This is a genomic window from Ideonella alba (genome assembly GCF_018069875.1).
Classification (GTDB): Bacteria; Pseudomonadota; Gammaproteobacteria; order Burkholderiales; family Burkholderiaceae_C; genus Ideonella; species Ideonella alba.
The window spans coordinates 68,924-90,256 of the sequence record NZ_JAGQDF010000012.1 but is presented as its reverse complement, the minus strand read 5'-3'; the positions used below and the strand labels follow the sequence as shown (position 1 = coordinate 90,256).

Annotated in this window: 18 protein-coding genes; 7 read left to right on the top strand and 11 right to left on the bottom strand. The window is 72.8% G+C overall.

Annotated elements, in window-relative coordinates:
- Positions 1-108: 108 nt before the first annotated feature.
- A complete protein-coding gene (locus KAK07_RS18940) occupies positions 109-1,389 on the bottom strand; it encodes a nucleotide disphospho-sugar-binding domain-containing protein (RefSeq protein WP_210862575.1) in 1,281 nt (426 codons plus the stop codon).
- A gap of 17 nt (positions 1,390-1,406) precedes the next feature.
- Positions 1,407-2,588 (bottom strand): class I SAM-dependent rRNA methyltransferase, encoded by a 1,182-nt coding sequence (locus tag KAK07_RS18935; protein WP_210862573.1) that lies wholly within the window; start codon positions 2,586-2,588, stop codon positions 1,407-1,409.
- Between the two features lie 76 nt (positions 2,589-2,664).
- Here KAK07_RS18935 and KAK07_RS18930 point away from each other — a divergent pair, with 76 nt between their 5' ends.
- Positions 2,665-3,972 (top strand): ABC transporter substrate-binding protein, encoded by a 1,308-nt coding sequence (locus tag KAK07_RS18930; protein ID WP_210862571.1) that lies wholly within the window; start codon positions 2,665-2,667, stop codon positions 3,970-3,972.
- On the opposite strand, the gene KAK07_RS18925 is transcribed toward KAK07_RS18930, so the two are convergent.
- The 7 genes from KAK07_RS18925 to KAK07_RS18895 all read right to left on the bottom strand — a co-directional run bounded on the left by KAK07_RS18925 (position 3,963) and on the right by KAK07_RS18895 (position 10,586).
- Positions 3,963-4,862 carry a diacylglycerol/lipid kinase family protein gene (locus KAK07_RS18925; RefSeq protein ID WP_210862569.1) on the bottom strand — a complete coding sequence of 300 codons (900 nt, stop codon included), beginning with the start codon at positions 4,860-4,862 and terminating at the stop codon, positions 3,963-3,965. The genes KAK07_RS18930 and KAK07_RS18925 overlap by 10 nt on opposite strands.
- A complete protein-coding gene (locus KAK07_RS18920) occupies positions 4,859-6,160 on the bottom strand; it encodes a M48 family metallopeptidase (RefSeq protein WP_210862567.1) in 1,302 nt (433 codons plus the stop codon). Before KAK07_RS18920 ends, KAK07_RS18925 begins: the two co-directional genes overlap by 4 nt.
- Before the next feature lie 58 nt (positions 6,161-6,218).
- Entirely contained in the window at positions 6,219-7,154 is a 936-nt protein-coding gene (locus tag KAK07_RS18915; RefSeq protein ID WP_210862565.1) for a tyrosine-type recombinase/integrase, read from the bottom strand.
- A gap of 53 nt (positions 7,155-7,207) precedes the next feature.
- Entirely contained in the window at positions 7,208-7,891 is a 684-nt protein-coding gene (locus tag KAK07_RS18910; RefSeq protein ID WP_210862563.1) for a DUF484 family protein, read from the bottom strand.
- Positions 7,888-8,745: a diaminopimelate epimerase gene (dapF, locus tag KAK07_RS18905; protein WP_210862561.1), complete on the bottom strand. Its 858-nt coding sequence runs from the start codon at positions 8,743-8,745 to the stop codon at positions 7,888-7,890. The genes KAK07_RS18910 and dapF overlap by 4 nt, the downstream gene beginning before the upstream one ends.
- A gap of 63 nt (positions 8,746-8,808) precedes the next feature.
- Entirely contained in the window at positions 8,809-9,723 is a 915-nt protein-coding gene (locus KAK07_RS18900; protein ID WP_247664470.1) for a lysophospholipid acyltransferase family protein, read from the bottom strand.
- Positions 9,720-10,586, bottom strand: a complete 867-nt coding sequence (locus tag KAK07_RS18895) for a lysophospholipid acyltransferase family protein (protein WP_210862559.1) — start codon at positions 10,584-10,586, stop codon at positions 9,720-9,722. The genes KAK07_RS18900 and KAK07_RS18895 overlap by 4 nt, the downstream gene beginning before the upstream one ends.
- Positions 10,587-10,789: 203 nt before the next feature.
- Between KAK07_RS18895 and metK the strand changes: the two genes are divergently transcribed.
- A complete protein-coding gene (metK, locus tag KAK07_RS18890; protein WP_210851552.1) occupies positions 10,790-11,971 on the top strand; it encodes a methionine adenosyltransferase in 1,182 nt (393 codons plus the stop codon).
- A 255-nt stretch (positions 11,972-12,226) separates the two neighbouring features.
- Here the strand turns inward: metK and KAK07_RS18885 are convergent, their stop codons facing one another.
- Complete coding sequence (locus KAK07_RS18885; RefSeq protein WP_210862557.1) at positions 12,227-13,378, bottom strand: hypothetical protein; 1,152 nt, start codon at positions 13,376-13,378, stop codon at positions 12,227-12,229.
- A gap of 304 nt (positions 13,379-13,682) precedes the next feature.
- Here KAK07_RS18885 and KAK07_RS18880 point away from each other — a divergent pair, with 304 nt between their 5' ends.
- From KAK07_RS18880 to KAK07_RS18860, 5 genes are all read left to right on the top strand, one after another.
- The gene (locus tag KAK07_RS18880) at positions 13,683-14,321 is read left to right on the top strand and encodes a c-type cytochrome (protein ID WP_210851550.1); all 639 of its coding nucleotides are present in this window, start codon (positions 13,683-13,685) and stop codon (positions 14,319-14,321) included.
- A gap of 117 nt (positions 14,322-14,438) precedes the next feature.
- The gene (locus KAK07_RS18875) at positions 14,439-17,615 is read left to right on the top strand and encodes a hybrid sensor histidine kinase/response regulator (protein ID WP_210862554.1); all 3,177 of its coding nucleotides are present in this window, start codon (positions 14,439-14,441) and stop codon (positions 17,613-17,615) included.
- Entirely contained in the window at positions 17,615-18,712 is a 1,098-nt protein-coding gene (locus KAK07_RS18870; RefSeq protein WP_210862552.1) for an HD-GYP domain-containing protein, read from the top strand. Before KAK07_RS18875 ends, KAK07_RS18870 begins: the two co-directional genes overlap by 1 nt.
- A gap of 3 nt (positions 18,713-18,715) precedes the next feature.
- On the top strand, positions 18,716-20,053 hold the full coding sequence (locus tag KAK07_RS18865; RefSeq protein WP_210862550.1) for a hypothetical protein: 1,338 nt from the start codon (positions 18,716-18,718) through the stop codon (positions 20,051-20,053).
- Positions 20,054-20,063: 10 nt separating this feature from the next.
- Positions 20,064-20,495: a hypothetical protein gene (locus KAK07_RS18860; RefSeq protein ID WP_210851546.1), complete on the top strand. Its 432-nt coding sequence runs from the start codon at positions 20,064-20,066 to the stop codon at positions 20,493-20,495.
- Between the two features lie 9 nt (positions 20,496-20,504).
- Here KAK07_RS18860 and KAK07_RS18855 read toward each other — a convergent pair whose 3' ends face one another.
- Positions 20,505-21,305, bottom strand: coding sequence for a ProQ/FINO family protein (locus KAK07_RS18855; protein ID WP_247664469.1), 801 nt, complete (start codon positions 21,303-21,305; stop codon positions 20,505-20,507).
- Between the last annotated feature and the right edge of the window lie 28 nt (positions 21,306-21,333).

Here is a 21,333-nt window from a genome sequence, read left to right as displayed (position 1 = left end):
CTGCCCGAGGCCGCCCTGCCCGCGCCGCGCCACGCCCTGGACGAGGGTGGCCGCGGCCTGCTGACCTGGGCTGCGGACGCCGACTGAGCACCTGCCGCGCGCATCGCCTCAGGCCAGCGCCTGGACCGCGTCCGCCGCCTGCGTCAGCGCGTTGGGCGCGGCTGACAGGCGCTCGCGCCAGACGGCGCAGGCCTGGGCGGTGCGCGGGTCGGCCTGCAGCTCGCTCAGCGCGCGCGCCAGCACGGTCGCCGACTGGTGCTTGCGCACCCAGCGCGCCACGCCCAGGTCCTGCAGCCGCTGGGCGTTGTCGAACTGGTCGTGGTGCAGCGGCAGCGCCAGCTGGGGAATGCCGGCGCGCAGCGCCTGCGCGGCGGCGCCGATGCCGCCCAGGTGGACCAGCGCGGCACTGCGCGGCAGCAGTTCCTCGAAGGGCACGAAGTCGCGCTGCAACACGCCCGCAGGCAGCGGGCCCAGCGCCTGCAGGCCGTCGCGGTCGCGGCTGATCAGCACCGCGCGGCGCACCGGGCTGCCGGGTTCACGCACCAGCGCCAGCGCGCGGCCCAGGAAGACGCGCGCATCGCGCCGCGCCGACGCCGGATAGAACACCACCGGCGGCGGGCCGTCCTGCAGGAACTGCAGCAGCTCGGGGTCGTCGGCCAGGCAGCGGGCGTCGGCGCGCGGCGGGTCGAACAGCGGAAAGCCTAGCTGCTGCACCGCCAGGCCCGGCGGCGGCAGCACCGGCGCGAAGGCCGGCGGGAACAGCGCCACCGCGCCATCGGGTGAATGCAGCCAGCGGCCCAGCACCCGCTGCACCGGCGGCAGGCCCCATTCGGCGCGCAGCGCGTTCACGCCGGGCGCCACCACCGGATCGAACAGCCAGCGCTCGGCCCAGCGGATCGTCGCCGGACGCCAGCGCTGCGGCCACCAGGCGGGCATCTGCAGATCGCCCAGGCGCACCGCCAGCGTGTCGCTGGGCACCACCGCCGGCGAGAGGTGCACGGTCAGCAGCCGCAGGCCGCGCAGCTCACGCAGCAGCGGCCCGGCCAGCGCAAAGCTGCCGGCCACCAGCACCGGCCGCGGGCCGTCGGCGGGCCAGCGGTCCAGCCAGGCCAGGGCCAGCGGCAGGCTGGCGCGCGCGGCCTGCAGCACGCGGCGCCACAGCAGCGGCGCGGGCCACAGCCCCGGGCCGTGCACGGCCTGGGGAGGCAGCGCGTCGGTGTCCACCGCCTGGGCGTTCAGGCCCAGGCGCTGTGCCGCGCCCAGGTGCAGCCGGCCGCACAGCACCTGCACCGGGTGGCCGCGGTCGGCCAGACGCCGGGCCAGGCCCAGCAGCGGATGCACGTCACCGGCCGAGCCGTGGCACAGGACCAGGATCGGCGCCTTGGGCATCGCGGGCGCGGCCTGGCTCAGCGCCGCAGCAGCGCCAAGCCCTTGAGGTACTCGCCCTCCGGGAAGCACAGCGTGGTGGGGTGGTCGCTGGAGGCTTCCAGGCGCTGCATCAGGTAGGCATCCACACCGGCGTCCAGACCGGCGCCGGCGACGATCTTGTGGAACAGCTCGGCGCCGATGCCGCCCGAGCAGCTGAAGGTCAGCAGCAGGCCGCCGGGTTTCAGCAGCTTCAGGCCCAGGCGGTTGATGTCCTTGTAGGCGCGGCTGGCGCGGTCGGCGTGGGCCGCGCTGGGGGCGAACTTCGGCGGGTCCAGCACGATGGCATCGAACTGCCGGCCGTCCTTGAGCAGCTGGCGCAGCGTGCCGTTGACGTCGGCATCCATCGAGGTGTGGTGCGCCGGGTCGAAGCCATTGAGCAGCACATGGGCGTCGGCGCGCGCCAGTGCCGGGCCCGATGAATCGACGCTGATCACCTCGGTGGCGCCGCCGGCCAGCGCCGCCACGCTGAAGCCGCCGGTGTAGCTGTAGCAGTTCAGCACGCTCTTGCAGCCGAACTGCCGCACCAGCCGGGCGAAGAGCGCGCGGTTCTCGCGCTGGTCCAGGTAGTAGCCGGTCTTGTGGCCTTCCTCGACATCCACCGTCAGGCGGATCGCGTGTTCCTGCAGGGTCACGGTGGTGGACCCCTCGCCACGCAGCCAGCCCTTGGCGGGCGCCAGGCCCTCCATCTGGCGCACGCCCGAGTCGCTGCGCTCGAACAGGCGCTGGCAGCCGGTGACCTGCAGCAGCGCGTCGGCGATCACGTCCTTCCAGCGCTCGGTGCCGGCCGAGAGGAACTGCACGCTGAGGATGTCGTCGTAGCGGTCGACGATCAGGCCCGGCAGGCCGTCGGCCTCGCCGTGCACCAGGCGCACGCCATTGCTCTGGATGGCCAGGCGCTGGCGCATCGCCACCGCGGCCTGCAGGCGGCGCTGGAAGAAGCCGGCGTCGATGCGCTCGGCCTCGTCGAAGCTCCAGGCGCGCACGCGGATCATGGAGCTGGGGCTGAACGCGGCCCAGGCCAGGAAACGGCCGTCGTCGGCCTCCACGCGCACGGTCTCGCCAGGGTCGGCCTTGCCCTTGGCCACGCTGCCGGCGAACACCCAGGGGTGCTGGCGCAGCAGCGAACGTTCCTTGCCTTCTCGCAAGCGGATGACTTTCATGCCCCGATTGTCGCCCGCTGCGCCGACAATCGCGCCGATGCGCCGTCCGCGCCAGCCCTTCACCCCGGGAGCCGCCATGTCGCCGAGAACCGCTCTTCTGGTCCTGGCCCTGACCGGTCTGGCTGCGGGCGCGCAGGCGGCCACTGAGCTGGTGATTGCCACGGTGGACAACGCGCACATGCTGGAGATGCAGAAGCTCTCGCCCGCGTTCGAGCGCAGCCACCCGGACATCCGCCTGAAGTGGGTCACGCTGCCCGAAGGCGCCCTGCGCGAACAGGTCAGCGCCGACATCGCCCGCAAGGGCGGGCGCTTCGATGTGATGACGATCGGCATGTTCGAGACACCGATCTGGGCACGCAAGGGCTGGCTGCAGCCGATCGCCACCGACGCCGCCTACGACGTCGACGACCTGCTGCCCGCGGTGCGCGGCGGGCTGAGCGTGGGCGGCAAGCTCTACGCCGCCCCCTTCTACGGCGAGGGCTCGCTGCTGATGTACCGCAAGGACCTGGCCGAGCAGGCCGGCCTCCCCCTGCCCGACCGCCCCACCTGGGCCCAGGTGAAGGCGCTGGCCGCGCGCCTGCACGACCCCCAACGCGGCCGCTACGGCATCTGCCTGCGCGGCAAGCCCGGCTGGGGCGAGAACATGGCGCTGCTGAGCACCCTGGTCAACACCCATGGTGGCCAGTGGTTCGACATGGGCTGGCGGCCGCAGATCGACAGCCGCCCCTGGCGCGAGGCGATCGGCCTGTATGCCGACCTGATGAAGCGCTACGGCCCGCCGCAGCCCTGGACGCTGGGCTACAACCAGCTGCTGGCGCTGTTCAGTGCGGGGCGCTGCGGCGTGTGGGTCGACGCTTCCATCGCAGCGTCCGCCATCACCGATCCCCAGCGCTCGCGGGTGGCCGCTCAGGTGGGACTGGCGATGGCGCCCACCGCCGTCACCCCCAAGGGGGCGGGCTGGCTGTGGAGCTGGAACCTGGCGGTGCCGGCCGGCTCGACCAAGGTGGCGCAGGCGATGCGCTTCGTCACCTGGGCCACCAGCAAGGACTACGTGCAGCTGGTGGCGCGCAACCGCGGCTGGGCGCATGTGCCCACTGGCACCCGGCGCAGCACCTATGCCAACCCCGAGTTCAAGCGGGCGGCGCGCTTTGCCACCGCCGAGCTGGCCGCCATCGAGCTGGCCAACCCGCAGGACGCGACGCTGCCGCGCAGCCCCTATGTGGGCGTGCAGTTCGCCTCGATCGCCGAGTTCCCGACGGTCGGCAACGAGGTGGGCCGGCAGATGGGCCTGCTGCTGGCCGACCAGCTCACGCTGACCGAGGCGCTGAAGGCCTCGCAGGTGGCGGCCGAGCGCGAGATGTCCCGGGCCGGCTACTACCGCTGAGCCTGCACCACCCGCAGCGCCGCCGGGCGCACGCGGACCTCCACCACCCGGGCCGGCGCCACCGGCTCGCCATCCAGGGCCAGCGGCAGCGGCGCATCGCCCTCCAGGCGCAGGTGCCGGAAGGGCAGCAGCCGGATGCGCGGGTGGTGCAGGTGCCAGCCCGCCAGCAGCAGCGGCAGCGCCAGCAGCGTGCCGACCCGCCCCAGCGCGGCGGCCCGCACCAGCGATAGCCGGCCGTCGTCGATGCGCGCGCCCGGCGCCACCGGCATGCCGCTGGCATAGGTCGGCGTGTTCAGCGAGGACGCGAACAGGCAGGGGCCGGCCGGTCCGGGGGCGCCATCCACCTGCAGGCGCAGCGGGTAGCGCTGCAGCCGCGCCAGCGTGCGCAGCGTGGCCCACAGGTAGCGCGGCATCCCGCGCAGCCTGCGCGGGCCGGACAGCGCCGCCGCGCCCACCGCCGCGTCAAAGCCGACGCACAGGCTGGAGGCGAAGGGCTGCGGCGCGCCGCCGTCGGCGCACAACTCGCCCAGATCGATCGGCCGCGCCGGTGCCTGCAGCGCCCCCTGCAGCGCGGCGCGCCAGTCGCCGCGGCGCAGGCCCAGTGCCCGCGCCAGGTCGTTGCCGGTGCCGCAGGGCAGCAGCGCCAGCTCATGGTCCCCCGCGAGCACGGCGGACAGCAGGTGCTGCAGTGTGCCGTCGCCGCCCGCCACCAGCACCCGGCTGCCGGCGGGCAGCGCGGCAATCTCGGCGCGCGCCGCGGCCACGCTGGACGGGCAGCGCAGCGGCGGCCCGCCGGCCGCGTGCAGGGCAGCCTCCAGCGCCGGCGCCAGCGCGGCGCCGCGGCCGCCGGCCGCGTGCGGGTTCAGCAGGCACAGGCGCGCCGGGCTCACGGCTCGGCGCCGTCGCCCAGCTGGGCGCGCCACTGCATCGCGTTGAAGACGCGGGTGCGGGTGCTGGGATGGTCGAAGAAGATGAATTCCTCGATCGGGCCGGGGTCGGGCTTGCGGTATTCGACCAGCTTGAGCAGCACCTCGGCCTCGGCCAGCGGCTCACGCGCCAGGTTCAGGCCCCACAGGTCGGCCTCGACCTCGTGCACGCGGATGATGGTGTTGAGCAGCGGCGTGGCCAGGAACATCCAGGTGGCGAACACCGCGGCCAGCAGCGGCAGGCCGCCGACGTCGGCCATGCCCTGGAGGCGCCAGCGGGTGCCCCAGCGCGCCAGCAGCGCGCGCATCACCGCGTCGCAGAACAGGAAGCCCGCGGCGATCAGCACGCCGAATTCCAGCAGCATCTTCGGGATGTGGTTCAGCGCGTAGTGACCGATCTCGTGGGCCATCACCGCCACCACCTCATCGGGGCTGGCGCGGTTGAGCAGGTTGTCGTTCAGGCGCACGGCGGCGGTGCCCATCAGGCCCGCGACGTTGGCACTGACGCGGGTGCTCTGGCGCGAGGCGTCAAAGACCAGGACGTTGTCCACCGGCACACCGTTGGCCTGCGCCATGCGCAGCAGCTGGTCCTTCAGCAGGCCGTCGGGCATCGGCCGGTAGGTGTTGAACAGCGGCTCGATGAACACCGGTCCGATGGCGATCGTCACCGCCATCACGCTGGTCATCGCCACCGCGCCCCACAGCCACCAGCGCGCCCCGCTGGAGCGCAGCACCGCATACAGCAGGCCGATCGCCAGGCCGCCCAGCAGCAGGCTGATGCCGGTCTGCATCAGCTGTTCGCCGAACCAGGCCCCGAAGTCCTGCGTGGCCAGGCCGTAGGCGCGCTCGCGCACGAAGCCCTGGTAGATCGACAAGGGCAGCGTCAGCACGGTGCCGGCCAGCAGGTACAGCGCGCCGTAGGCGGCGTCGGCCAGGAAGGGCCGGGGCAGCCGCTGGCGCAGCGCATCGCGCCAGCGCGTGGACCAGGGCGTGAACAGCAGCAGCGCGGCGACTGCCAGGCCGAGCAGGAAGTTCCACAGCTGCAGCCAGTAGCCGCCCTCGAAGTAGGCATTGGCGCGCGCCTGGACCTCGGGCGGGATGCGCGCCATGAACGCATCGGTGGCGGCCTGCGGGTCCATCGGCAAGGCCTTGAACCAGGCGTCGTCGACCGGCGTGATCTGGAAGCTCGGCTCGGCGGCGCCGGCCAGGCCGGCGATTGCCAGCACCGCGGCGCCCAGCGCCCATCGCCATCTCTGCTGCATGCCTGTCCCCTTGATGCGCGGCGATGTTAGGCGCCCGGGCTGGTGCGCCCGATCCGGCTCAACCCTTGCGCCGGGCGCGCGGATGCGCCGCGTCGTAGACCTTGGCCAGGTGCTGGTAGTCCAGCCGCGTGTAGACCTGGGTGGTGCTGATGCTGGCGTGGCCCAGCAGCTCCTGCACCGCGCGCAGGTCGCCGCTGGACTGCAGCAGGTGCGAGGCGAAGCTGTGGCGCAGCATGTGCGGGTGCACCGGCGTGGGCAGACCGGCCTGCAGCGCCAGGCGGCGCAGGCGCGAGCGCACCTGGCTGTCGCTCAGCCGCTGGCCACGCTGGCCGACGAACAGCGCGGCCTCGCCCTCGGCGGCCATCGCGCTGCGCTGCGTCAGCCAGGCGCGCAGCGCCGTCACCGCTGCCTCGCCGATCGGCACGCTGCGCCGCTTGCGGCCCTTGCCCAGCACATGCGCGGTGCCATCGGCCAGGTCGACCCAGCCGGCCGCCTGCGGCCCGGCCGCGCAGTCCAGGCCGACCAGCTCGCCCACGCGCAGGCCGCCGCCGTAGAGCAGCTCGGCGATCGCGTGGTCGCGCGCCGCCAGCGCCGGGTCGTCGGCGGCATCCTCATGGGCCGCCAGCGCCACCGCCTGGTCCACCGGCAGCGCCTTGGGCAGCGGCTTGGCGGCCTTGGGGGCCCGCACGCCGTCCACCGGGTTGGCCGCCACCGCGCCCTCGCGTCCCCACCAGCGGAAGAAGCCGCGCCAGGCCGACAGCTGCAGCGCCAGGCTGCGCGGCGACAGCCCGGCCCCGTGCAGCGAGGCCACCAGCCCGCGCACATGGTGCGGCTGGGTGCGGGCCAGCGGCACCTCCTGCGTGGCCAGGCCATCGGCCAGCCGGCGCAGCGCGTCTTCGTACAGCGCCAGCGTGCGCGCCGCCACCCGGCGCTCGACGCGCAGGTGCGTCAGGTAGCGCGGCAGCGGGTCGGGCAAGGCGGCACGCGGATCCATGTCAGTGCGCCTGCCTGGGGAGGCCTGGGACGTCGTGCGCGCGTTGGGGCATGTCAGCGCGGGAACAGCCGCGCCAGTGCAGCGCTGGCGATGTCGCCCAGTTGCTCGAGGAACTCGGTGCCCATGTCGGCCTGGTAGCGCAGCGCATCGGGCGAGCCCAGCACCAGCAGTCCGAAGCATGCGCTGCCGGCGCCGGCGCGGCGCAGCGGGATCATGGCCATCGACTGCGCCGGCGCGCCGCCCAGCCACTGCGCCGCGGCAAAGCCCGAGTTCAGGCCGCAGTAGGGCACGTTCAGGCTGGCGGCGAAGGTGTGCAGGTCCTCGTCGGTGCCCTCGGTCCAGGGACGGCCCCCGCCGTCGACACCCCACAGGCGCAAGGCCACCTGGGGGATCAGGAACTGCTCCTTCAGGCCGTCGACGACCGCTTCGTGCAGCGCGTCCGGGTCGGTGGCGCGCATCAGCGCGCAGGTCCAGCCATGCATGCGGCGGGCGATCGAGGCGTTGTCATTGCCGGCCCGCACCATGTCCATGAAGCGGCGCTCCATGCCCTTGATGCGCTCGCGCAGCATGTCGATCTGGCGCTCCTGCAGCGACACCGCCCGCCCGCCATGCGGGCTGGCCAGCTGCACCGCAGCCAGCAGTTCGGCGTGGCGCTCGAAGAAGCCCGGCGTGTTGGCCAGGTAGTCGGCGATGTCGTCCTCGGTGATGCCCTGCACCCGCTCCGGCGTATTGCTCACAGCTCGATCTCTCCTTCAAAGACGGTCACGGCGGGGCCGGTCATCAGCACCGGGGCGTCGCCGCCCGCCCATTCAATCGTCAGGCGGCCACCGCGGGTTTCAACGTCCACCGTGGCGTCCAGCCAGCCCAGCCGGATGCCGGCCACCACCGCGGCGCAGGCGCCGGTGCCGCAGGCCAGGGTCTCGCCGGCGTCGCGCTCGAACACGCGCAGCGCGATCTGCCCACGGTCGATGACCTGCATGAAGCCGGCATTGACCTTGCGCGGGAAGCGCGCATGCGATTCGATCAGCGGGCCGAGTTCGGCCACCGCGGCGGTGCGCACGTCCTCGACGCGCTGCACCGCATGCGGGTTGCCCATCGACACCAGCGCCACCTCCACCGTCGGGCCGCCTGGCAGCGACAGCGGCCACAGCTGGGCCTGGCCCTGGCTGCGCGGTTGCAGGCCGGTGGTGTCAAAGGGCAGCGCCTCGGGCTCGAAGCGCGGGCGGTTCATGTCCACGGTGACGCGGCCGTCGGCCTGCAGGCGCAGCTCGAGCCGGTTGTTGATCGTGGCCACGCGCACCACCGACTTGTCGGTCAGGCCGTGGTCACGCACGTAGCGCACGAAGCAGCGCGCACCATTGCCGCAGTGCTCGACCTCGGTGCCGCTGGCACCGTTGAAGATGCGGTAGCGGAAGTCGACGCTGTCGTCAGGCGCGGGCTCGACGACGAGGATCTGGTCGGCACCGACGCCGAAGCGGCGGTCACCCAGCTTCTGCAGCTGGCGGGGCGAGAGCTTGAGCGCGGCGCGGGTGGCGTCGAGCACGACGAAGTCGTTGCCGGCACCCTGCATCTTGGTGAACTTGACGAGCATGGGCCGGATTATCAGGCGTCCGACGCTCTCGGCGGGCGGCGGGGGCGTGCCGCCTCGCCGCACTCAGCGGTACAGCGACGGCTCGCCGGGCGGGCGGGTCTTGAAGCGCCGATGCACCCACAGGTACTGCGCCGGGTTGCGCAGGATCTCCTGCTCGATCCAGGCGTTGATGCGGCGGGTGGCGGCGAGGTCATCGTCGCCAGGGAAATCGGTCCAGGGCGGCAGGAAGCGCACGCGCCAGCCCTGGCCGCCGGGCAGCATCTCGGCCACCACCGGTTGCACCGCCATCTGCAGGCTGCGCGCCATGCGCGCGGGCGCCAGCAGCGTGGCCGCAGGCACGCCGAAGAAGGGCACGAAGGCCCCGTCCTTCAGGCCGAAGTCCATGTCCGGCAGGTTCATGAACGCGGCGCCACGCTTGACCGCCCGCACCAAGGGCAGTGCGCGCTCGCCATGGCGCGAGAACAGCTCGCCCTGGCCGTAGCGCAGCCGCCCGGCGCGCATCGCGCGGTCGAACACCGGGTTGGACTGCTCGGCATAGATGGAGACCACCCAGCGCTTCTGGAACAGCTGCGAGGCCGCGCCGGCCACCTCCAGCGCCAGGAAGTGCGGCACCAGCCACATCACCGCACCGGGCTGGCGTTCGGCGAAGTCGACCTCGCCCTCGACCCGGATCAGCCGGCGCAGGCGCTCGGGGCTGGCGTACCACAGCATGCCGCGCTCCAGGATGCTGCGGCCCAGCCAGCCGAAGTGCTCGCGGGCGATCGCCCCGCGCTCGGCCGCTGGCCGCTCGGGAAAGCACAGCGCCAGGTTGCGCAGCGCGGTGCGCTTGCGCGAGCCGCCGATCCACCACAGCAGCCGCCCCAGGCCGCGGCCCAGCGCATCCTGCGCGCCCATCGGCAGCCAGTGGATCAGCCAGACCAGCGCCAGCACGAGGCGCGCGCCGGCATTGGCCATTCCGTTGTCGCTGCGGCCACTCATCCGGGCGTCCCCGGTGCCGCACGCGGGCGCTTGTAGCGGTGGTAGCCCCACAGGTACTGGTGCGGCCAGCGGGCGATGACCATCTCCATCGTGCGGTTCACGATGCGGGCGGCCTGCACCTGGGCGGCCTCGTCGCTGCCGGCAGGCAGGGGCCCGACCAGGTCCAGCAGGTGCACCTCGAAGCCCGCCGCGCCGGGCAGGCGCTCGCAGCACAGCACCAGCACCGCGGCGCCGGTCTGCTGCACCAGGCGGGCGGCCAGCGTCATCGTGTAGGCGGGCTGGCCGAAGAACGGTGCCCAGACGCCCTGGCCCTCGGGCGGCACCTGGTCGGGCAGCAGCCCGACCATCTCGCCCTTCTTCAGCGCGCGCAGCATCTGGCGCACGCCGCTGAGGTTGGCCGGCGCGGTGGCCAGGCCGGGGCGGTGGCGGGCGGTCTCTTCCAGTTCGCGCAGGAACGCGTTGCGCGCCGGCCGGTACAGCACGGTCAGCGGCTGCTGCGCCCCCCAGCGCTCGACGATCGCGCGGGCCGACACCTCGAAGCTGCCCAGGTGCGGCGTCAGCAGCACCAGGCCGCGGCCGGCGGCAATCGCCGCGTCCACCTTCTCGGCGCCCTGCCAGCGCACCCGCGGCAGCACCTGGCCCTCGGGCGGCATCAGCCACAGCCAGGGCACCTCGCCGACCATGCGGCCGGCCTCGGACACCGAGCGGCGACGGTCGGCGGCGCTGACGCCGGCCAGGTCGGCATTGGCGCGCACACGGCGGCGGTAGCTGGGCGAGGCCAGCCAGGTCAGCCAGCCCAGGCCAGCACCCAGCGCGTGCAGCGCGCCCAGGGGCCAGCGCGACATCCAGCGCAGCAGGGCCATGCCGATCGTTGGTAAAATGTCCGACATCGCCGAGTTAACAGGACAACTTGCGGGGCGATGCGGGGCTGTTCATCAGACCACGCCGGTGGGGTTCAACTGAGAATCGCACTGATCAAATGCCGCTAAAGCGTTCGCCGCTCACCCAGGTTGCCGAGCCGGTCGAAGCTTCGATAGACCGCGCAACCGTTTCTGCAGTGAGCACCATGGCGAACGATTATCTCTTCACCTCCGAATCGGTCTCGGAAGGCCATCCCGACAAGGTCGCCGACCAGATCTCCGACGCCATCCTGGACGCCATCTTCGCCCAGGACCCGCGCAGCCGCGTGGCCGCCGAGACCCTGACCAACACCGGTCTGGTCGTGCTGGCCGGCGAGATCACCACCAACGCGCATGTCGACTACATCCAGGTCGCGCGCGACACGATCAAGCGCATCGGCTACGACAACACCGAGTACGGCATCGACTACAAGGGCTGCGCGGTGCTGGTGGCCTACGACAAGCAGAGCAACGACATCGCCCAGGGCGTGGACCACGCCAGCGACGACCACCTGAACACCGGTGCCGGCGACCAGGGCCTGATGTTCGGCTACGCCTGCGACGAGACGCCCGAGCTGATGCCCGCGCCGATCTACTACGCGCACCGGCTGGTCGAGCGCCAGGCGCAGCTGCGCAAGGACGGCCGCCTGCCCTTCCTGCGCCCGGACGCCAAGAGCCAGGTGACGATGCGCTACGTCGACGGCAAGCCGCACAGCATCGACACCGTGGTGCTGTCCACCCAGCACAGCCCCGACCAGTCCGAGACGCCCACCAAGATGAAGGCCAGCTTCACCGAGGCGGTGATCGAGGAGATCATCAAGCCGGTGCTGCCCAAGGAGTGGCTGCAGGACACGCGCTACCTGATCAACCCGACCGGCCGCTTCGTCATCGGCGGCCCGCAGGGCGACTGCGGCCTGACCGGCCGCAAGATCATCGTCGACACCTACGGCGGCGCCTGCCCGCACGGCGGCGGCGCGTTCTCGGGAAAGGACCCGACCAAGGTCGACCGCTCGGCCGCCTATGCCGCCCGCTACGTGGCCAAGAACATCGTCGCCGCCGGCCTGGCGCGCCAGTGCCAGATCCAGGTGGCCTACGCGATCGGCGTGGCGCGGCCGATGAACATCACGGTCTACACCGAGGGCACCGGCGTCATCCCCGACAGCGAGATCGCCAAGCTGGTCGAAGCCCACTTCGACCTGCGCCCCAAGGGCATCATCCAGATGCTCGACCTGCTGCGCCCGATCTACCAGAAGACCGCGGCCTACGGCCACTTCGGCCGCGAAGAGCCCGAGTTCAGCTGGGAGCGTACAGACAAGGCTGCGGCCCTTCGGGCCGCAGCGGGCCTGTAAGGCCCCCGGGCGCGCAGCGCGCGGCTTGGCTGTGCGCGGGCGACGCTCATGTCGCGCAGCGACGTGAGCGGAGACCAGAGAACAGACCACAAGGCCGCGGCGCTGCGTGCAGCGGCCGGGCTGTCAGGCCCGGCGTTCGCGTCAGCGAACCCTGGGCTTTGGGGCGAAGTTCATGTCCGCGTAGCGGACGTGAACGCAGACCACAAGGCCGCGGCGCTGCGTGCAGCGGCCGGGCTGTCAGGCCCGGCGTTCGCGTCAGCGCTCCCGCATCCAGCGGCAGGCCGCAGGCGTCTTCGTCCCCGGCAGCCGCACCCACGGGCGCAGTTGCTCGCACAGCATCCGTGGCGACAGCCGCGGGCGCGACACCGTCGCCGGCGCCTGTGCGCCTGACACCGGCGTCAGCAGGAAGGCTTTCGGGTTGCCGGCGGCATCGGCGCCATTGGCCACGATCTGACCCTTCGGGTTGATGTCGACGGCCTCATAGAGCAACCAGCCGGCCGGCACATCGCTGAGTTGGTTCAGGTCGTGGACCTGGTTGCGGCCGGTCCACAGAACGGCCCGGTAGTCGGCGTCGCCGGGCGTCGCCGCCCAGCCCACGATCGCGCCATGGGTGTTCACGCCCAGCGCCCCCGCTCCACTGCCACCCAGCCCGGCCAGCGGCACGGTCAGGCCATTGCGCAGGTGGTGGTAGAAGGCCACCGAACCGCTGCCGGCGTTCACATCGCTGACGCCCACCACCCGTTGGCTGTCCATGGCCACGGCCTCGTTCGACAGGCCCCCGTTGATCGGCGCGATCCACTGGATCGCGGTCGACCCCGGCGCGGCGCTGAACGCCCACCACTGGCCATCCCCGCTCAGCGGGTCGGTGTGCCACAGCGTGCCAGCGACCTCGCCTTGGCTGTTGATGGCGTTGACGCTGCCCTGGCCCAGCTCCAGCTCGGAGCCGCCGCTGAAGACCTCGGCGTTCGGCGGCGCCTCGCTGGCATAGCCCACAGCCACCCCCTGCCGGTTGGCGTCGCGCACGATCGGCGGCAGCGTGTGCGGCGGACCCACCACCGTCACGTCGCCGGTGCGCAGGTCAAAGAGGCCCGGTCTCTGACGGCCGTCGCCGTTGTCCACCAGCACACCCACCCGGCCATCGCTGGACACTCGGCTGCCGCTGCCCATCGGCACGGGGATCAGCACACCCTTGACCCAGCCAGCCGTGCCGCCACCCACGTCATCCGCAGCCAGACTCACGTCGCCGCGCGCATTGAGTCCGTAGGCCATGCTGTTGCCGCTGGACAGTGCGGTGGCGCTGTAGCGTGCGGGCGCGGCATGGGCAGCAGCGCAGGCCAGCGCCAGCACGGACAGCGCCATCAGGCAGGCGGCGCGTCCACGGCCAGGCGGTCCGAGAAGATCAATCATGGGCCCCTCCGAACGATGCAGTCTCCCCGGCGCCGAGCTCCGCGCAGGCGCCCATGCGTCGCCATACCGCGTTCATGGGGCGGCCCGAACTGCGCCAGCCGCGTGACACGGTGTTGCGCGACCGGCGAGAGGCGCGGTCCTCGCCCGGCGCGCAGGGCCGCCGGCAGGCCCGGCGCGGCGCCCAATGCATGACATGCATCAAGACAGGCCAGCATCAACCCGCTCAAGCTCTGCACTGGCCCCGGACTTGCAACGTGGCCGCGTTGCCCGCCAGCGGTTGGCGGGCATGAGACCTGGAGGAGACATGCCTGTGTTCCCCATCCGCTCCGGCGCACGTCGTGCGCTGGGCGCCGCCCTGCTGGGCCTGGCCGCGGTCGCCGCGTCGGCCCAGGACATGAACGGCGGTACCGACATCGCGCGCCGCGCGATCCACGTCTGCGCAGCCTGCCACGGCGAGGGCGGCCGCAGTGCCAGCGCGGCCTACCCGTCACTGGCCGGCCAGCCGGTGCAGTACACGGCGCGCCAGCTGAAGGACTTCCGCGCCCAGCAGCGCGCCGAGGCCGACAACAAGGCCTACATGTGGGGCGTGTCGGCCCTGCTCGACGACGACACCATCCAGGCCCTGGCCGAGTACTACGCGGTGCAGGCGCCGGCGCCCGGCCGCGCCCGTGGCCCCGACCGCCTGCTCAAGGAAGGCCGTCGCCTGTTCGAGGACGGTGTGCCCGGCTCGGGCATCCGCGCCTGCGCCGGCTGCCATGGCGAGCGGGCCGAAGGCGCCGCGGGCTTCCCGCGCCTGGCGGGCCAGCATGCCGACTACCTGGAGCGCCAGCTCAAGGGCTTCAGCACCCGGCTGCGCCCGCACGGCGTGCTGATGCGTGCCGAGACGGCCGGCATGTCCGCGCAGCAGATGAAGGCCGTGGCGGCCTACCTGCAGTCGCTCTGACGCGCGCGCACACCTGACGGCCGGGCCGCGTGCGGCTTCCGGCCGTTTTTCCGCCCTTCATACTGGCCGGATCGCGCCGATAAACGGAGACCCCCTACCCACGGGGGCATCCGTGTCGTGACCGCGCCTGCCCTGCCATCCTCTGTCGCCCCCCTTGGCCGCCCCCTGCTCAGCCTGGGCCGGGCGTCGCGCGTGTTCTTCGGCCTGGTGACGGTGGCCCTGCTGGTGCACGGCCTGTTCCTGCTGGTCATCATGCGGGCCTACAGCGACGCGGGCGAGGCCGCCGTGCGGCGCGACGCCGCCCTGAAGGTGGTGGACGACCTGCACCACGAGACCAACCGGCTGTCGATGCTGGTGCGCAGCTATGTCGACACCGCCCACCCCCGCTACCTGCGCTACTACTACGACATCCTGGCCATCCGCCAGGGCGAGAAGCCGGCCCCGGACGATGCCAACGGCCTGTACTGGGAGCAGGTGGTCGCCGGCCAGCGTGAGCATCGGCTGCCCGAGGGCCAGCGCGGCGTGTCGCTGCAGGCGCATCTGCGGCAGTTGCAGGCCGATGCCGCGGAGCAGCAGGCGCTGCAGGACATCGTCGATGCCACCGAGGCCCTGGGCCGCTTCGAGCAGGTCGCCTTTGCCGCCACCCAGGGCCTGTACGACCCGGCGCGCCAGGAGTTCGTCTCGGACGGTCGACCGGACACCGCATACGCGCGGGCTGTCGTGCACTCGCGCGACTACGAGCTGGCGCATGCCCGTCTGGTGGAGCAGGTCCTGCGGCTGGAGCAGCTGACCGACGCCCGCACCCAAGGTGCGGTGGACACCGCCTCGACCCGGCTGCGCCAGCTGATCGTCGACCTGCTGGTGATCCTGGCCATGGGCCGCGCCTGGCGCGGCATCCAGCGCGGCCTGCTGGACCCGGTGGCCGAACTGGCCTACACCGCCGAGCGCCTGGCCGGCGGCGACTACGCCGCGCGCGTGCCACGCGGCACCGACCACCTGCGCGAGGTGGCCGCGCTGTCGGCCACGCTGGACCTGATGGCCGACAGCATCGAGCGCGACCTGGCCGCCCGCAGCGAACACCAGCGCGAACTGGAGCAGGCGCGCCGCCAGGCCGAGTCCGCCACCCAGGCCAAGAGCATGTTCCTGGCCAACATGAGCCACGAGATCCGCACGCCGATGAACGCGATCATCGGCATGACCCACCTGGCCCTGGGCACCGCGCTGGACGCCCAGCAGCGCGACTACCTGGACAAGGCCCACGGCGCAGCGACCATGCTGCTGGGCGTGCTCAACGACATCCTGGACTTCTCGAAGATCGAGGCCGGCAAGCTGACGCTGGAGTCGGTGCCCTGCCGCATCGAGGACGTGGCCGCGCAGGCACTGCTGATGGTGCGTGAGCGCGCCCAGGCCAAGCGCATCGAGCTGTTGTGCGATGTGCGGCACCCGGCCCTGCTGGGCAGCGCCGGGGCGATCTGGGGCGACCCGCTGCGCCTGGGCCAGGTGCTAGTGAATCTGCTGACCAATGCCGTGAAGTTCACCGAACAGGGCCAGGTGCGCCTGGCGCTGGACCTGGACGGCAGCGCATCACCGCAGCCGGGTGAGCGCGCCCTGTTGCGCCTGTCGGTCGCGGACACCGGCGTGGGCATGGACGCCGAGCAGTGCGCGCGGCTGTTCCAGGAGTTCACGCAGGCCGACGGCTCCACCACGCGCCGCTATGGCGGCACCGGCCTGGGCCTGTCGATCTCGCGCCGGCTGGTCGAGCTGATGGGCGGCCACATCGATGTCGACAGCACGCCCGGCCAGGGCTCGACCTTCCGCATCGAGCTGCCGGTGCGCCTGGCCGCCACCCCGACGCCGATCGACGACCAGACCCTGGCGCGCCAGCGCGTGCTGGTGGTCGACGACCAGGTCGCCACGCGGCAGAGCGTGCTGGAGCAACTGGCCGCGCTGGGTGTGGGCCGCGAGGGTCTGCTCGAGGCCGTGGCCGACGGCCAGGCCGCGCTGCAGCGCTGCCACGAGGCCGCCCGCATCGGCCAGCCCTTCGACCTGATGCTGCTCGACTGGGTGATGCCCGACCTGCGAGGCGGCGAGGTGATCGAGCGGCTGCGCGCACTCGGCCCCGAGGCACCGCGGGTGGTGGTGATGTCGGCCTATGGCAGCGACGCGCTGCGCCGCGAAGCCGCCGCCGCGGGTGCGCTGTACTTCATCGACAAGCCGGTGCTGCCCAGTGCGCTCAAGCGCCTGCTGCAGGCCGAGTCGCCGGCGCCGCCGCCGGCCCCGGGCATGCTGCTGCCGCTGGCGGGGCTGCGCGCGCTGCTGGTCGAGGACAACCCGGTCAATCGCCAGCTGGCCACCGAGCTGCTGCGGCGCGCCGGCGCGCTCATCAGCTCGGCCGAGGATGGCCAGCAGGCACTCGATCGCCTGGAGCGCGACGGTGCCGAGGCCTTCGACGTGGTGCTGATGGACCTGCAGATGCCGGTGATGGACGGCTACGAGGCCACGCGCCGCATCCTGGCCCATCCGCAGTGGCGCCGCCTGCCGGTGGTGGCGATGACGGCGCATGCGCTGGTCGAGGAGCGCGAGCGCTGCCTGGCGATCGGCATGGTCGGCCACATCCCCAAGCCGATCGATCCGCCAGCCATGCTGCGCGAGCTGGCGCGCTTCCTGCCGGCCCACCCGGCGGCCGACGCCGCCATCGCCGCGGCCGCGCCGATCGATGAGCCCGGCCTGCCGTGGCCGCAGTGGCCCGGCATCGACCTGCACACCGCGCTGGCGCGCTGCGGCGGCGAGACCCTGCTGCGCAACGGCCTGGCGCATTTCGTCGAGCACATCGACAGCCGGGACACAAGCCTGTCGGCACAGGCGCGCGACGGCGCCGGCCCGGCGCTGGCCCGCGAGGCCCACACGCTCAAGGGGCTGGCGCGCCAGCTGGGCATGGGTGCGCTGGCCGATGCCGCGCAGGCGCTGGAACACGCCCTGCCAGCTGGCGATGGGGTGATTGCCGCCGCCGACCAGGCCGAGGCGGCACTGACCACGCTGGTGGCCGCCCTGCGCGCCGAACCACCCTGGCCGGCACGCGAGCGCCCTGCGGCGCCCCCGGCCAGCCCCGAGATCCGCGCCACGCTGCGCCGCCTGCTGGCCGACGCCGACAGCGAGGCCCTGGCGCACTGGCACAGCCATCGCGACGCGCTGCGCGCCGGGCTGCCGGTGGAACACGCGCTGGCGCTGGACCAGGCCATCCAGGCCTGCGATTTCGACGCCGCACTGGCGCTGCTCGATCGGGAGGTCCGCTGATGGGGGCATCGGAACACCGCGCCACGCTGCTGGTGGTGGACGACACCCCGGCCAACCTGAACCTGCTGGCCGGCCTGCTCAACAGCGAGCACCGCGTGAAGCTGGCCAACACCGGCGCCCGCGCGCTGGAGCTGGCGCTGCGCGAGCCGCCCGACCTGATCCTGCTCGATGTGATGATGCCGGAGATGGACGGCTTCGAGGTCTGCCGCCGCCTCAAGGCCGACCCGCGCACGCGCGAGGTGCCGGTGATCTTCGTCACCGCGATGAGCCAGCCCGAGGACGAGGCGCGCGGCTTCGAGGTCGGCGGGGCCGACTTCATCCACAAGCCGATCAGCCCGCCGATCGTGCGCTCGCGGGTGCGCACCCACCTGCAGGTCAAGGCCTCGCGCGATGCGCTCAAGCAGCGCAACGCCGGTCTGGCCGAGGCGCTGGCCGCCCAGGTCGACCAGGTGGAGCGGCTGCGCGACGCCACGATGTTCGTGATGGTCTCTCTGGCCGAGTTCCGCGACCAGGACACCGGCAACCACGTCAAGCGCACCCAGGAGTACGTGCGCACGCTGGCCGAGTACCTGAGCGAACACCCCGGCGATGACGCCGACGCGGCGCGGCTGGACGCCGGCTCGATCGAGCTGCTGGCCAAGAGCGCGCCGCTGCACGACATCGGCAAGGTGGCGATCCCCGACCACATCCTGCTCAAGCCCGGCAAGCTCGACGCCGCCGACTTCGAGGTGATGAAGACCCACACGCTGCAGGGCTGGGAGATCCTGCAGCGCGCCGCGCAGCGCATGGGCGGCGCCTCGGATTTCCTGGACTTCGCGCGCCAGATCGCCCGCCACCACCACGAGCGCTGGGACGGCCGCGGCTACCCGGATGGCCTGGCGGGCCGCGCGATTCCGCTGGCCGCGCGCCTGATGGCGGTGGCCGACGTCTACGACGCGCTGATCAGCCGTCGTCCCTACAAGGACCCGCTGCCCCACGCCGACGCCATGGCCATGCTGGCCGACGGCGCCGGCCAGCACTTCGACCCCCGGATCGTCGCCGCAGCCCAGGCCTGCGAAGACCGCTTCATCGAGATCGCCCGCGCCTGGAAGGACTGAGCCATGACACCCCACTTTGCACGCCGCCTGGGCGTTCTCACCCTGGCCGCCCTGTTGCTGGCCGGCGCTGCCCGTGCCGACGAGGCCGATGCGGGCGGCCCGCGCCTGAGCTGGTCGGCCTTCGGCACGATCGGCCTGACGCAGAGCGACCAGTCCTTCACCTACCAGCGCTTCATCAAGGACCACGCCACCGCCGAGCGCGACAGCGTGCTGGGCGTGCAGCTCGATGCGCAGTTCAGCCCCGAATGGTCGGCCACGGTGCAGCTGCGCCTGGGCCCGTCCGAAGACCACGACGCGCGCTGGAGCCTGCGGCCGAGCTGGGCCTTCGTGGCCTGGCGTCCCGACAACGACTGGCTGCTGCGCCTGGGCCGCATGCGGGTGCCCTTCTTCCTGCGCAGCGAGCAGCTCGACGTCGGCCAGACCTACGACGAGGCGCGCCTGCCCACCGAGTTCTACTCGCTGGCACCGACCAGCGACTTCAATGGCCTGAACCTCTCGCGCAGCCTGTGGCTGGCCGATGGCGAGCTGAGCATCGACGGCTACGTCGGCCAGACCACGCTGGCCAAGCGCAGCTGGCAGCGCGAGGCGGTGCCCTCGCCGGTGCCGGGCCAAGCGCCGCTGGTCAGCGCCGGGCCGCAGTTCCGCAGCGCGGATGTCGACGCCCTCGGCGGCGTGCTGACCTGGCGCACGGCCGACACCACGCTGCGCGCCGGCCTGCACCGCCTGACCGTGGGCCTGTCGGACGGCAGCGGCCTGCTGGTGCGGCCGGTGTGGGCACCGCTCGGCCCAGGCCTGGGCTACTGGCAGACCAGCAACCAGCTGCCGGGCCCGGGGGTGCAGGAGGCCAGGCACTTCCGCGAGTGGCTGTACGCCGTGGGCGTGGACCACCGCTTCGACGCGCGCTGGCGTGTCGCGGCCGAGCTGATGCGGCTGCGCCAGTCCGGCACGGTGATGGCGGTCGACGCCTGGGCCGCCGCCGCCACCGTGTCGCGCCAGTGGGGCGCCTTCACGCCCTATGTGTCGCTGGCCGCGGCGCACAGCACCGCCGACGGCACCGCCGTGGCGCGGGCGCTGGACAGCACCCGACTGCCCGATGCGCTGCCCGGCGCGCCGCTGCTCAACGGCAGCATGCGCAGTGCGGCCGACCAGACGCTGATCTTCCGACAGACCTCGCTGGCGCTGGGCAGTTCGTGGGCGCTGGACGCGCGCAGCAAGCTCAAGCTGGAGTGGATGCACACCCAGGCGCAGCAGTCACAGCTGATCGATGTGCCCGCGGGCGAGCCCCTGGCGCGGCCGCGGCACGTCAACGTGCTGTCGCTGTCCTACAGCTTCGTCTACTGAAGGGGGCGCCATGCAACGACGCCACTTTCTGCTGGGCGGTCTCGCCGCCGCGCTGCCCACGCTGCTGACCGGACCGGTCCACGCGGCCGACGAGGGCCTGGCCGTGATCGCCCATCCGGGCCTGAAGGGCCTGGACGCCGAAACCATCCGCCGGGCCTACACCGGCCGCGCCGTGGAGCTGGATGGCCAGGCCCTGCGGCCGGTCAACCTGCCCTCGGCCCACCCGCTGCGCCAGCGCTTCCTGAAGGCCCTGCTGCAGCAGGACGATGAGGCCTACCTGGCCTACTGGACGGTGCGCCGCTACATCGGCAAGGGCGTGCCGCCGGCCGAGCTGCGCTCGACCGCCGAGGTGCTGGACCATGTGGCCCGCACGCCCGGGGCGATCGGTTATGTCGATCCGGCCGAGCTGCGCGCCGGCGTGGCGGTGGTGCTGCGCCGCTGAGCGGCGTGGTCAGGGGCGCGGGCCGCGGCCGCCGGGGCCACCGGGGCCGCGCGAACCACCCCGCGGGCCACCGCGCGCCTCACCGCGCGCATCACCGCGCGGACCCCGTCGCTCGTCGCGGCCGTCGCGGCGCTCCGGCCGCGGCGGCGCCGCTGGCCGCTGCGCTTCCCAGGCAGCGATCTCGGCTCGGATCGTGGCCAGCAAGCCGTCAAGCTGGTCCTCGGCGATGCCCTTGAGGGCACAGAAGTTCGCCTTGGTCAGCGTGGTGTGCTCGTAGTCGCGCACCAGCGAGAAACGCTGCCGACGGGCGTCGTCCTCGGCCGCACGCCGCTCCTGGACGATGGCCTTGCGGCGCGCCAGTTCGTCGCGCGCGGCCTGGCGGTGTTCCTCGGCCAGCTCGCCGGCGGGCTGGCCGTCCAGGTCGTAGCGGTGCGTGGCCTTGGCCAGCGCCAGCAGGTAGCTGGTGTGCGTGGTGTGGCGGTGCAGGAAGATCGACAGCGCCTTCTTCGTGAACACGCCCGGGGCGCGCTGCTGGATGTCGGCCTGGATGCGCAGCTTGATCGGCTTGGGCTGCTCGCCGAACAGCGCCGGGAAGCGCTGGCGCAGCTCGCGCGTGCACGCGTTCAGGCTCATCTCGGGCGCCTTCGGGGCCTGCGGCGCGGGCGCCGCAACGGCCTCGGTCAGGACGGCCGAGGCGGCCTCGCTGACGTTCTCATGGACGGCCTCATGGACGGCCTCGGCGGGCGTGACGGCGGCGGGCGGCTCGACCGGCGACGCGCTGTCGCCGGGCTGCGGTTGTTCAGTGGACATGGGCGGGGGATACCGGCGCCCGGCGGGC